The organism is Paenibacillus allorhizoplanae (assembly GCF_927798215.1).
Lineage (GTDB): Bacteria > Bacillota > Bacilli > Paenibacillales > NBRC-103111 > Paenibacillus_E > Paenibacillus_E allorhizoplanae.
The window spans coordinates 14535-28018 of the sequence record NZ_CAKMMW010000005.1 but is presented as its reverse complement, the minus strand read 5'-3'; the positions used below and the strand labels follow the sequence as shown (position 1 = coordinate 28018).

Annotated in this window: 14 protein-coding genes; all 14 read right to left on the bottom strand. The window is 40.9% G+C overall.

All coding sequences use genetic code 11. The features are described from left to right. Positions 1 to 8 precede the first annotated feature (8 nt). On the bottom strand, positions 9 to 1052 hold the full coding sequence (locus L6I86_RS10805; protein WP_236287017.1) for a major capsid protein: 1044 nt from the start codon (positions 1050 to 1052) through the stop codon (positions 9 to 11). 18 nt (positions 1053 to 1070) lie between these two features. After that, entirely contained in the window at positions 1071 to 1442 is a 372-nt protein-coding gene (locus L6I86_RS10800; protein WP_236287015.1) for a hypothetical protein, read from the bottom strand. A 21-nt stretch (positions 1443 to 1463) separates the two neighbouring features. Beyond that, the gene (locus L6I86_RS10795; RefSeq protein WP_236287013.1) at positions 1464 to 2102 is read right to left on the bottom strand and encodes a phage scaffolding protein; all 639 of its coding nucleotides are present in this window, start codon (positions 2100 to 2102) and stop codon (positions 1464 to 1466) included. A gap of 114 nt (positions 2103 to 2216) precedes the next feature. Then, complete coding sequence (locus L6I86_RS10790) at positions 2217 to 2708, bottom strand: GNAT family N-acetyltransferase (protein ID WP_236287011.1); 492 nt, start codon at positions 2706 to 2708, stop codon at positions 2217 to 2219. Positions 2709 to 2917: 209 nt separating this feature from the next. Beyond that, complete coding sequence (locus L6I86_RS10785) at positions 2918 to 3067, bottom strand: hypothetical protein (RefSeq protein WP_236287009.1); 150 nt, start codon at positions 3065 to 3067, stop codon at positions 2918 to 2920. After that, positions 3021 to 4706, bottom strand: coding sequence for a minor capsid protein (locus tag L6I86_RS10780; RefSeq protein ID WP_236287007.1), 1686 nt, complete (start codon positions 4704 to 4706; stop codon positions 3021 to 3023). Before L6I86_RS10780 ends, L6I86_RS10785 begins: the two co-directional genes overlap by 47 nt. Further along, positions 4703 to 6145: a phage portal protein gene (locus L6I86_RS10775; RefSeq protein ID WP_236287005.1), complete on the bottom strand. Its 1443-nt coding sequence runs from the start codon at positions 6143 to 6145 to the stop codon at positions 4703 to 4705. The genes L6I86_RS10780 and L6I86_RS10775 overlap by 4 nt, the downstream gene beginning before the upstream one ends. A 23-nt stretch (positions 6146 to 6168) precedes the next feature. Next, the gene (locus tag L6I86_RS10770; protein WP_236287003.1) at positions 6169 to 7410 is read right to left on the bottom strand and encodes a PBSX family phage terminase large subunit; all 1242 of its coding nucleotides are present in this window, start codon (positions 7408 to 7410) and stop codon (positions 6169 to 6171) included. Then, the gene (terS, locus tag L6I86_RS10765; protein WP_236287001.1) at positions 7403 to 8242 is read right to left on the bottom strand and encodes a phage terminase small subunit; all 840 of its coding nucleotides are present in this window, start codon (positions 8240 to 8242) and stop codon (positions 7403 to 7405) included. The genes L6I86_RS10770 and terS overlap by 8 nt, the downstream gene beginning before the upstream one ends. A 76-nt stretch (positions 8243 to 8318) precedes the next feature. Next, positions 8319 to 9113: a stalk domain-containing protein gene (locus L6I86_RS10760; protein WP_236286998.1), complete on the bottom strand. Its 795-nt coding sequence runs from the start codon at positions 9111 to 9113 to the stop codon at positions 8319 to 8321. A gap of 71 nt (positions 9114 to 9184) precedes the next feature. Continuing rightward, on the bottom strand, positions 9185 to 9415 hold the full coding sequence (locus tag L6I86_RS10755; RefSeq protein ID WP_236287419.1) for a hypothetical protein: 231 nt from the start codon (positions 9413 to 9415) through the stop codon (positions 9185 to 9187). A 748-nt stretch (positions 9416 to 10163) separates the two neighbouring features. Continuing rightward, complete coding sequence (locus L6I86_RS10750) at positions 10164 to 11462, bottom strand: DNA modification methylase (RefSeq protein ID WP_236286996.1); 1299 nt, start codon at positions 11460 to 11462, stop codon at positions 10164 to 10166. Positions 11463 to 11613: 151 nt separating this feature from the next. After that, a complete protein-coding gene (locus tag L6I86_RS10745; protein ID WP_236286994.1) occupies positions 11614 to 12483 on the bottom strand; it encodes a PIN domain-containing protein in 870 nt (289 codons plus the stop codon). 67 nt (positions 12484 to 12550) lie between these two features. Beyond that, positions 12551 to 13309: a hypothetical protein gene (locus L6I86_RS10740; RefSeq protein WP_236286992.1), complete on the bottom strand. Its 759-nt coding sequence runs from the start codon at positions 13307 to 13309 to the stop codon at positions 12551 to 12553. Between the last annotated feature and the right edge of the window lie 175 nt (positions 13310 to 13484).

Below are 13484 nucleotides of genomic sequence, written 5' to 3'. Positions count from 1 at the left end.
CTTCCTAATTAATTAATTTTAGAAATATAAATCTGATCGATGCGCTCGAAGGAAGGCAGCGTAATCGCGGAAACGATCGTCTCCACATTGACTGGGTGCGGCTCTTTAATGGTTGTAATTGCGACACCAGTATTCACAATGGAAACATCTGCAGCGGTGCTACCCGACATCAGATCCGATTCTTCAGGAGTGGTACCGTAATACGTATTTCCAAGTGAACCCTCAGGAATAAGGGTGAAGTAATCATCTGGATAGAATAAGTTGCTGCTGCCGTCCTGAAGAGCGAATTTCTTGTTATAAACTGCAATTGAAACCCCTAATTTATTTTGTAGATACTGCTTCATAAGCGCATCCGTCATAATGATGTTTTGGCCACCAAGGGGATTCATATCTAAACGAATAGCCGTGTTGGAGAGAATATAGTTCCATGTCTTCCGCGTGCAAATCCCATTTAACGGTCGAACACCGGTGTCATCCTCAACCGTATCCTGCCAAGTTTTGATATCACCCACAATGTCCGCTGTTGGATCGCTCCATTTGTCCGTACCCGTAAGTGTGACCTTATGCGTAGCAGGCATCATGTAGTCGTAATCATAGTTCAAACGATTGGCTACGATGCTGATCTTACCTGTTGAAAGCAGCTGCATAATCATCCGCTCGGGATTAACCATAGCACCACCAACAAGAGCTGATACATCGTCGTAAATATTATTTATTAACGGCATTAAATAACTTTCATTATCGCTGGCAGCTAAACGATTTAATTCTTGACGATCTTTTTCACCGATCCGCATCGCTTCTCGGAAGAACGGCATTTCCGTTTCTACCTTTTTAAAGCCAATGCGATCACGAAGTGTAGCCTTTGCATCGAAAGCCGATGGTAGCAAAGCAACCGGTAGTCCTTTGGAGCCTTTGATCCACTTGAGATCCAGGCCTAGTTGTTTCTTTGCCGGGAATAAAGTGGCCCCGAGGTATGGTATTGCATTTGAAGTATTTGTGTCGTAATAGGTTGCAATGTTCTTAGCATTAACGAGATCGAAAATTGTTGGCATTTAATTGATTCCTCCTTCTTATTTCAAAAACGCTATTTGATTTAGTGCAGCTACTTCTTCTGGGGTTGGTACAGTAGGCAGTTTAGTGATATCAATAAAACCATGAACAAGCATTGCACCTGCAGCAGGACCGTAAGTTACATCAACATCAGTGAACAATACACCCTCGGCATTGGAGACGCCTGCAGTAGTTACTGCTTTTTTTGCTTTCTTCGTGATGTCGGTTAAAATGCCGTTACCAACGATCGTCCCTGCTGGAACTATCTTCTTACCCTCAGCATTCGCAACAATTCCTGTGTCATCAACGGTCACCGCCAAGTTCACATAATGATCCGGAAACTTTAAGATTTCCTTCCTATTGTTCGTATAGATGGTTTCTGTATATTTCATACGATCGTTACCTCCTCTTCATTATTGAAAATAAGATTCCCTAGCTTTATCTAACCCTTCAGATTGCTTAGCAGCTTGCTCGGCTAAACGTTTACCCATATTGTTCTGATCATCGACTCCGCCGGCCCCTGGTGTCTTACCATCCCCAGGTGTGATGCCCCTAAACTGTTGCTGCGTAGACTTATCTGGAACAAACAAAAAAGCCTTGCTCGTTTGCAAAGCTTTCACTTGATCATCAAGTCCACTTTTCACATTTCCGGTATCATCTAGTTCTACCTTACTTTTGTCCAGTAAACCCGTTACGATTTCAGGATCATGCACTTTACCCGATAAAGCCAGCTTAAGGGCAGTATTTAATCGAAGTTCTTTCAACTCTGATTCATACTTATCTGAAGCAGCCTTATTATCTGTTTGCAGCTGAGTGATCTGATCCTGCAGCACCTTGTTGTCGCCTGTTGCTTTACTAAGTGTTTCAAGTTGCTTATCTCGTTCCTTTAAATCATCTTCTGCTTTCTTTTTCGCATCAGAAACATCCTTGAATCGATGCTCAGGAACCCAGCCCTTATAATTCGTTTCAACACCTCCAACAATTGCAGCAATTTGTGTATCCGAGAGCCCTTGAGCTTTCAATAACTCTTTCAACCAGTCCACTTTTATCACTCTCACTTTCTCCGGTTGTAACCGGTGTATGAAATCCCCAGTTTAAAGCCATTTGGTAGGGCAACATAAAAAGGACTCCTAAAAGTGTAGGAATCCTAAATGCTTCGTCAAACTCTATTTTTTATTATTAAAAGTTAATTTAAAATTTGTTTTTATGTATGGAAGGGAAATTGACATAAAATGAGAATCCTGAATGAAATCAAATCCCATCTTTCTCCAAAACTCCACTGCGCTTTCTTTGGAGTCTAGTATTATTTTTTCGAAAGACGTTTTATTCATTTCTTGTAAAAATGTATGGATTATTTTAGTGCCTAGTCCTACACCTTGGGGATAAACGCTAAAATAACATATTTTAATTACTCGTTGCTCAATGTAATACTCATTTGCATAGTGATACTTCTTATCAAACCATATATTTAGTTGGATTCCCTTCCCCATGAAATTTACCTGTGACCATTTATTATTCAAATTAATTCCATACCCATTGTTTATCCTTATTTCTGAACCGGTTATTTCAGAGAACAGATGAACGAGATTACAAAGTATTTTCTCATCGTTTTTTTGTTTCAGTAATTCACCTGTTTCTTTCAGCATACTCCAGCTCATTATAACCACCACCCCATCTTCTTTTTAGAAATTCCAAATTACACCACACATCCAGTGTATCTTCAATTGGTTTGAGCCAACCAATTGTATATAGTTATTTTATTTAATAAACTACATATCCATTACACAGAAATGTGTGGGCCTGTTTAAAATCATCAAGTTTTAGAATCCTAAACAAAAAAGCACCCTCGCAAAATGCGTGAGTGCCTCTAGTTATCTTCTTTTACATTCTTGATCGGTTGCTTAACAGCCTCGATGAACTTCTCAACAAAATCCGGATCTCCGGGGTTGAGCTCATCCATATAGGTCTCGTCAAATCCCCCAATCTCTTGCTCTTGATGTTTCGAAGTCTTCGCCATATAACCACCCCAATTCCTCAATAACGGCTAACATCACCACATGCGAAAAGTATGCCTTTTGCTCTGATACCGACATTGTAGCATACTTAGATGAAGATTTTAACTGTCCGTTTATCTTTACTGCCATCGTTGCCATGACTTCATTAAAAACCAGTATATCAACTGTTTTTCCCTGTGTAGAAATGCTACTGATACCGCCATCATGACCTACAGCAACAATATGTGCTAGCGATGGGTAAAGTGCCAGATTGCGAGCATCCTTAATATTGATTCTCGTCCCTTGAGGATGATTGTGAGTCAAGATAATGGAGTCATTTGGCGCCTCGTGCAGCACAAGGTCCATTTCCATACTAAACTTAGCCTGATTGATTGTCCCTGCAGTGCGACCTAACTGAGCTCCAGTTCTATTATCAATAAGTACGGCAATCTCCTTTGCTTGCTGATGACCTTCCCTAGCAATGCTGCGATTCACCTCGGCCAATCTTTCCAACGTATCCTCCGGCACCTTCTTAAGATCAATTTGAAAGCTCGCCTTTGGGTTAAAACGACGATTAGAAGTCCCAGGTGGTTCCTCTACTTCTCCTACCTGCGGCATTTTTGGCTGACTTACTGTAGCCTCGACATGCTGCTTCTCCCAGTCTTTATAAGTCATGTCGCCAGGAACATCGTAAGTCTTTCCTTCGGGGTTGCGGGCTGCCCTCTCTTTAACATTATCTTCAAAGTGCGGGATATCAACTGTACGGCACCTAGCATGGAACGGCGCGCAATTCAGCCCTGGCTGCGCTTCTGATACCAAGAAAATAGTGCCATCCATTGTGCGACACTTATCTGACGTTTTCTTATCTAATGTGGCTACATTCTTATACCTTTCAACATTCAGCTCTCCATACGAAGCCCTACGAGAAGCCCCAGAGAAATAAGCTGATTCCGTTAGGACTAAGGTTTCAGCACGCGCACGTGACACGCCCATTCGCTCAGATAACCTGCTAATCATAATCTCGGAAGAGTCTCCTCGAATCAACCCTTGAGTTAAAGTCGTTTGAAGCTCATGGACTAACTTAGATCGATCGGCCCAAATCCGCTGACTGAAGTTGCTACCATCCGGTGCCCAAGGTGTCACAAGCATGTCATTTAGCTGGCGTGTGTTCAGTTTAGCGAAACTTGCCCCCAGCCCTACACCCTTCTGCAGCTCAAATATGCTTTGATAGTAATTATCCTTATATACGCCACTTAACAAGTCAGAAGCTCCTGTTTGACGCTTTGCTGCAAGTAATTCGATATGCTGCTTCATTTGAAGCTGCAGTGACTCTAACCGGCTCATTCGAACGCGGATACTCGCATTCTCTAATTCCTTCATCCATCGTTGATCAATTGCATTCTCACGGCCGGCCTTCATGTAATCCTCAACGGACCATTTAAATTCTTTTAATTCTCCAGCTTTCAGCATCTGACGTGCTGTAGCTAAATCCACGCTATTATTTTTAGCAAACCGTTGATAAAACACATCCAAGTCTTTTTGAATCGATGCCATCGCTTTACCGTATTCGCGGTTCATATTCTGGACATATGCCTCACCCTTAGCGAGCTGCGCCTCATTCAGTAGCTCCATCCGTCCTGCCCAGTATTCTGCAGATCTCATGCTGTTGTCCCATTAAGTTGATTCATATAAGCCTCATCCTCGAATGCTTTCTTCCGATCGGACTCGAGCCTTTTCATCTCATCTTGTGTATTTGTCACCCATGGATGGTTAGCGACGATCGTCTCATCCGATATGACTCCTACACTGTTCTTGGCGTTTGTGATGGTATCCATTTCATTTATAAGAATATCTCGGTTTAAGATGAAGTCGACGGTTTCCCCCGAATAATCCCCTAACCCACTGTTGGCAAGGTGCGTATCAATGAACCAGCGCAGTTGCTCGAGACTAGCCTGAAATTCTGTCTCAATGTCATTGGCGTCTAAGTCCAGGTCTTGATACAGAAACTTTAAGGCAATACCACTCGGGCTGTTTCCGAACTTGTCGGACTGCGTATCGACGCCGCGCCCAAATTCGTAAATATCTTTACGATTCATATCTTGGTGGGTTTTATATGCTTCTGTGTCTATATCAAGGGAAAGTGTATCCACGCCTCCATCATCCATGACTTTCACAGCACGGAACACTGAGAGATTCCGCCGAAATTCCCCAAGGTCCTGTCCATCGTAATTCTTGATTACATAGATGCTATTGGGCAGGTCATCTAGGTTGTTGGAGTTATCACTTTTCTTGCGATCGTAATCATCCACCAGCGCTTGTACGAATTTAACAAGAGGAAGCTCATCTTCATGATATTTGAAGCAAACGAAGGGAACACGCTGCCAGTTCATCGGGAGCTCGTTATCTCCTTCAACAAAAGTGAAATGAGTACCACGATCACCGGCTTCAATATCTGGGCTCATACCCACACCATCAAGGACATACCGATACACCCCAGTGGTATCCCAAAACTCGATCTTCTTGATCGTCTTTTTCATTTTTCCTTCGTACACTTCAACCTCATATACACGAATAAGTGCATCCAGTTCAGTGTGAGCCGCATCTCGCCACAATGGAATACACTCCTCAGATGGGATTCGTTTCAGTGATAGTACGCCTTCTGGGTTGTAATAAACATGGACCCACGCTTTGCCTTTATTAATCGCTTCACGGCCAACGGACTGTAATAAGCGTAAAAAAGACTTGCTGAAAAAATCCTTCAGTAAGTCTTCATAGCTTATATTCTCCGTTTGAATACTCAGTGGCTTACTGAGCAGATAGCCAACTTTCTGATCAACTAGCTTACGCACAAATCCATGTGGAAGCTTGTTGTTAGCCAAATGAATGGCTTCGATAGGGATACCGCCTTCACCAATAGTCATACGCTTATGTTTTAAGACATCATGGTCTAATCCATAGTACTGCTCACCAATTAGCATCAGCTTCCTGAGTGGATCTCTCTTCCAATCACTGATCTCCTGTTGGATGATTTCTTCAATACCCATAGCCGAAGCAGCTCCGGCCCTTAGAATAGCTGCAATGTTTTGCATTTCTGGTGTCACCGTAGGTTTACCTCCAATCCTTATTAATCAAATGAAACGCCAGAGCCTTTTCGTATCTGCTCCATGGCGTAACGCAGCGCATCCATCGCATGGTTGAAATCATCGATCGGTCTATTAAGAAACCGCCCTGTCTTATCCTGGTCCCACACGTAGCTAGAGAGCTCCATGCTAACGTTTGGGCAACGGAACTTATGAACGATGATTTCATACTGCTGCAGATACTGGATGCCGTTTATCACGCTGTCCGGCCCCTTCTCAGCAGCACGTATCCGATTTATCCCATATCCCCGGATCTCATCGATGGACTTAGGCTCCGAAGAATCTGCAACAATCTTTTCCTTCGCATAGCTCTTCTTCTTAATGATCTCTGCAATTTTGTCATTGGTCAGTGCCCCCTCGTAGTGTTCATCGAAGATGTAGATCTTCTTCAGGTCCTTATTAACAAGAGCTGCAATGAAAGCACTCGGGTCATTTGTATAACCGAAATCTAAACCGAAAATGGCCTTGTAGCCTGGCAGCTTGGCGATGTCCCGCCATTCGAATTCCTCTTCACACCAGTTCTCAAAGATAGCGCCTTCCGCAATCCCCCAGTTACCCTCGCCTTCCACCCGGTAACGCTTGGGCTTATGCTTCCGCATCCATTCGAACAATTCCCGGTCGTCGTCTCCCAGGAACTCGTTACTCTTAAAAGTAGTCGTTAGCGCTAATATATTAGGATTGGATACATCAAAAAAACGCTGCTTCAACCAATGGCGTTCATTCCACGGGTTAAAAGTCAGCGTCAATTGTTTAAAATAGCCCTCCGGCAACTCACCACGGATGGACATGTCGATCTTATCGAAATCATCTTCGTTTAATACTTGATAGGCCTCTTCAAACCAGGCCCAGCACAAATACCCCGTATCCACCGTAATAGAGGTAATGGACATCGGGTCATCTAGTCCACGAAACATGATCTTCTGGCCGGTTGGTTTATATGTAGCCTCGAGTGGGCTTTTCTTAAATTGCCATAGATGAGCTACACCCAGTCGATGAGTGGCCCATTTCAGCTGAGCAAACGTTGAATCCTTATGCGCATTGAACGTCTTCCGGATAACAAGCGTGTTCGCCTTAGGCATCTTCATCATGTGATAGATGTGCCAAAGCGCCGCTGTCACACTCTTCTTGGACCCACGGCCACCCTTCACGACACGATAACGACCGCGGAAGCGCCAGAAGTCCACATACCCTTTACCAATGGTCTGCTGCAGGCTAACCTCACTCATGCAAATCATCCTTAAAGACGACTGGATCCACAACGGTATTGTTAGTTAGCGTATTGACCTCAGCCTGCAGCTTTTGAATGCGAAGGTCACGCTCAGCATCAACAAATCTATTCTTCAAATCAATTGCTTTCAGCTTCTTATCCTGTACCCTTGTCAATGCTTCCTCCAGGCGAAGCAGATCATCAATGACTCTGATATCTGATTCCTCTATCTTCGTGGTTACCAGCTTCTCCATAGGAACAACAACACTCTTAGAAATGCCTGTCTTCTCATCGTGAATGGTCTGGACATCTTTTACTACAATTCGCTCTTGAATGACCTTTCGCTGCTTTTCAGTGAGAGCGTTTCGTAGATTCTGGATGCGCTGAAGCATGCGTCTTTCTCTTATTGATAGAAGAGTAATTGCTTCATCTGCTTGCCGAATCGGATCCGTTTCAACCTGGCGGGCTAGCTCCTGCTCATCATCTTCGAGCGTATCCATCCAGATAGATTCGAATTCTCCGGTAGATACTGCTTTCTTGTTTCCGATTGGGCCACCAGTTCCACCACGATTGCCAAGAGCGTTCTTACTCCCTTTAGGAGCCCCGCCTTTATTACCGACAGCATTTTTATTACCTTTCGGCGCACCAATTCGTTTAGTAACGTTACCTTTCAATTCATTAGTAACGTTACTTTTCATTGAAGCCTCCCACTCATCTTGACTCTTCCATTTTCGTATCTGAGTTTCACCAAGGCCGAGCTCTGCAGCAAGGTCCTTTAGTTTCAGTTTGCCGTTGCTGCCTAGCCAAATTTGTCTGGCTTTGTCTCTGTCGGGACTGCGTTCTCTTGGCATTACATATCACCCACCTCCGGATCGTTACGTTGGAAATAGAAAAGCACTGAGGCAGCCCCCCCCCAGTGCTTTAAACTTATTTAGAAAGTTCTTTGAATGTACTTGCTATTTTTGTTAAGGACTCTAGGTCTTCAATATTTTTTGCTGCTGACCAAAACATTAACTGATAAAAATATGACTTTGATTCAACAAATGTTATTAAATATGCAGCATTTAAACTATCATTTACAATTCCAGTAACTTCAAATTGTTTAGAAGGTAGTCCATTAATTTCTATATCTTTTTCAGAAATGATTTTTACATTTTTCACAATAGCAATTTCTTTCATTTGATCAAGTATTAATTTACCATAGCCATTTACATGAAGCTCATCCGAAAATCCACTTTTGTCTTCACTAGTTACAGCAAAAAATTGAGCTGGATTTTTTGAATTGTTAACCGCACCCACTTCGAATAATGGATTAATCCTTTTTAAAAGAGTATCATTTCTAGTCCAAGTTGATGGAAAAGTAACTTGAAAACTATTATCAATAGCTTTTAAGACAAAATCCTCACCATTCGTTTGATTTAGCGGGCCTAAAGTTGCAGTTCTCGTTGCTTCATCCCATTTAACATTCATCCCTGTTGCTTCAGCTACACTTCTTAAAGGCAAATATGTGTTACCCTCGTAATTAATTGGAGCGAGTACTTTGCCGTCTGAATCTTTTGCAGTGAATGGAAGTCCATTTACAACAAGACGAATGCCTCCGTCTAAATAGGCCGTAATTTCCTTAAGAGTTGTGCTTGCCGACACTCCTGATACATTACCGAGTGTAAAAATGGCTAACGCTCCTAGAAACATAGCTTTTTTACTTTTCAAAAATGTTTTCATTGTATTTCCCCTTATATGGTTATTATTTCCTTATGACAAATTCTGCATCTATATCAGATCTCCTCTTTTGTTCATTTTAATTCATCCTTCTGCAGCTCCAGATCAATCTCAATCAGCTTCTTCAGATCCTCAACCGACTTGATCTCGATACGCCCATCTTGAAAGTCCTTCACCCATCGAGCAATGCCGGCTTGGATGATTTTACGATATTTCGACTTGGATTCTAGCATCCCTTCGATCAATGCAAGCTCGTGTTTCAACAGCAGCTCTTCGTTATCTTTGTTCGTATTTTCATCTTTCAATTGCGAACACTCCCAACATCAGTTAGAATAGTTGTGAGATCATGTGTTCGTATAACCGTGGCCACGGCAAACATGATCTCACCGGGAGTGTCCGGTGCTTGAGGAGGACGTTAACGCGTCCTTCTTTTTTATTTCAATAAAAAAACCGCCATTTTTTTTAAGGCGGTTCAATTTATTATGTATTTTAATATCTTATTTAGGACTAAAGTTTTATCTAATATGTATCCCAATTTCAGCGCTTCTTGCTCAACTAAAATCCTTATCCTTTAAGTATCATAAATTTCAGATCAAAACCTGATTCTGATTTCTCGTGGCGATTTATCATTTTCATAAACTGTAACCCCGCCTTTTGAATTTGATGGCCGCGTTTGATTCTTAGTTGAAATTGATGAGCCTGTTGGACTCATTCGATTCTGGGGAGAAATAGAATTTGAAGGTCCCGTTGGATTCATTGGATTTTGAACAGAAATGGAATTTGATGGGCCCATTGGACTCATTGGATTCTTAGGAGTAATTGGGTTCGTTGGGCCTATTGGATCCGTTGGTGGCGGTTGTTTCGGTGGGGCGGAATTTCCATTTTGAATTTCGCTCAGTCTAGGATAAGCATCGAAAGCACGCCTTTCCCACGTAACAGCTTCATTGTATAACCTAAATAAAGCCCAAACAGTCATGCTACACCCAACTACCGCCATACCTATCATTTCTATGCCACCCCCATGATAATACTAATACATCTTTACCATATGTTTTAGGTAGTTCGTCCTAATACAGTTTGGTCAATTAGAAACGGTTCAACCCCGGTCCACTCATAGAACCTTTTCTTAATAACATCACAAAACACCGGATCCAACTCCAATGTCCTACAAGTCCTATCCATCTGCTCACATGTCATCATCGTTGAACCACTACCACCAAAGAAGTCCAAAACGATATCCTCCCGCTGACTGCTGTTCCCAATCGGAATCTGCAGGAGATCCAGCGGCTTCTGTGTCGGATGAACATACTTAGTAACATCACCTCGGGAAACTTCCCAAATAGTCTCGGGCTCCAGCTGCTCCAGTGGTAAGCCAGCCTTCCAAATCGTTGTCTGCTTCCGATCCCCATACCATGCCGGCGACTTACCCTTCAAATGCGCATAGAACACTGGCTCATGCTTGTATCGATACTGGGACCAACCAAAGGAAGCAGCATTCTTTGACCAAATACATTGTGACCTAACTACGATGCTAGCAGCATTCATTGCATCCTCAAACTCCCGTTGATACGAAGAAGGATGAAACACATAAATGGCTGCCTTCGGATCCATAACTTCTGCATAACAAGAAAAAACAGAATTCAAAAAGCCCGCAAACTCCTCTGCGGGCATATCGTCGTTCATTATTGTCCCGCGACCGTCTGCGGCCAGCCGGACTGAATCGCTCTCTACAGCTACATTATAAGGAGGGTCTGTTACAACAAGGGCTGCTTTAACCCCCGCCATGAGCTTTTGTACGTCTTCAAGCTTAGTAGCATCACCACACACCAGGACATGCCTACCCAGCTGCCATACATCGCCGTAACGAGTCTCAGGCTCCTTGATCTCGTCCAATGCACGCTGGACATCGAACTCATCTTCCTGGACCGGAGTGATAAGCTCAGTATCCGCGTTTAACCCAGGTATTAATGTATTTAGCTCGTCCATTTGAAAACCAGTCTGTAACGATATCTCCTCGATCGTAAAAAATGCTGACAGCTCCTCCAGAAGCGATGCAAGCAGTTCCTCGTTGGTGCGGCCCCTCAGATGGCTAAGGCTGATTGTTAAAAGCTTGGCTTCCTCATCGGTTGACTCCACAATTACACAAATAAGTTCTGTTAGCCCTGCCTCTTTTGCTGCTCTCCAACGCTTCTCACCCTTAACGATTGTCATATCGCTTCGGATCAGGATCGGCTGCAGCACCCCATGTTTCCGAATGCTCTCCACCAACGATCTATAGATGTGATCATCCATTTCATTTGGGTTCCACCCGTTGGGTTTTACTTGTTGTATTTTTAAAGTTTCTATTCTCAATTTAGTTCCCCCTTAAGTTATGTCGGATTTCGGGAAAAAGAAAAAGCACCGGTTAAGGTGCTTAATGAGATTGATCTTTCAATTTGTCAATCTACTTATTAATGGCATCTGTAAGGCATAAAGAGCCATGAAGTAAAAAATAAGATAAAAGTTAAAATAAAAACCTCCAAATTTTTTCAAATTTCGAACCTTTGAAAAAACTACTTTCTCCTAATCCTGCATTAATACTGTCGAGTCCTCTTATCATTATAAATACTGCTCCTAGAATTTGAAGATAAGAGTCTTGAGTTAGTTTACTAAGATCAAAATCCGGATAGAATACTCTTGATCCAATGTAAAAACCAACTAAGAATTCAGCAATTCCATATCCTAATCTGAGTTTACTTCTAAAAGAATACAAAATCACCGAAGAAATAAGTAAACAGGTTAAAGTCACCCAGATGTACATTTTCGAAATAAAAAAATCAATATTGTCTATTACAATACTAGCGGAAAAAGATATAACGATACCTATAAAAACATTTAAGATGAAGAATTTTTTAGAGATCTTACTAATTTTGGTCGCTTTATTCTCTAATTCTTGATTTTTTTGGGTCTCTTCTAACTCTATTTTTAGATTATTAATATTTACTGCTTGAAGATTTTGTGATTCTGCTACTTCTACCATTTTTTTATCTTCGGTTGATAATATTACTTTTTCATTTTTCGGGCTTTTTTCAGTAAAACTCTTTAATAAATTAAGAGTTAATGCATCACTGTAATCAATTCCCTTATTAATAAATTTTAAAATGCTCTGATCAATTGGAATCGTAGAACTATCTACTACTCTTACAAATTTTCTTTCTATTGCTTCATCAACGAGATCTGATATTCTTTGGAAATCACTGTTTCTTCTTTTCGTGCTTGCCTTCAACTCAATTAATACATTGTTTGGAATAATAAACTCTACATTTCTTTCTTCAAATGACAGTACCTCAGGAAACTTGAAAATTATATTTGTGTCTAAAATTATTTTTTTCATTTTAAATCCATCTATCTCCTTCTATTGTTTTGTAATAATGAAACTTAGAAAATATATATCAAAAATTCTAAGAATTATTTCTGAAATTGAATTTAATAATGTTGGCTATTGTCTCCAATGCATTGAATAGTTTAATTGAGTCTAGTTCAGAATTGTTAAATTCTGTTCTTCCATGAAGAATCCAGTGTCTATTTATCAATATAGGTTCTTCCTCTGAAAAGTTTGATTTAGCATAAAGTGTAGTTATAAAATGAAAACAGGAATTCCAAATAGTGGAAAAAACCCAGGACTCTTTGGTTAGTGAATCATCCAGCATTTGTTTACAGACCTTAATCATTCTAATATTATTCTTGTCATTTTCAAATTTAGATAATATACCCTCCAAAACTGGCAATAGTGTACTAATTGAAAGTATAAATAGTTCTTTTCTATGTGCAATCTCGCATTGCCGAATCGCTAAATGCCACTGTTTTAAAGAAGATATACTATATATCATTTGAAATAGCTTATTAAAGTTGTCTTCATCAGAATAGTAAGCATGAAAAAAGTTGTCTATTTCTTCGCTTGTTAATGTTGGCTCTTCAAAAAAAGCGATTTGTCTTGGTGTAAATGAAAACGGAATTGTCCATCCCCTTTTACCTAAATTCTCGGCTGCTAAATAATATCTTTGTGGGTCAATTTGTATTTTAGGCATTTCAACCTTTTTAAAGTTAAGCAAATTAGAAACTCTTTCAAAATAATTTGGTAATTTTAAAATATTATTACTTTTACTTTTTTCATGTTCTATATCACTCATAAAATCACCTATATTTTCTATATCTTTCACATGGATATTTCTGCTTTTAAAATCTATACACAGCAATGAACCTATCAAATTATACCACAATATTAAGTTGGTAATATAAAATTTACATAAAGAAACCTATCCCAAAAGGAATAGGCTACTCTGCAAATCATCCGATATTTTCTTCTGAGCCTGAGTCACGTAAACCTCTACACTC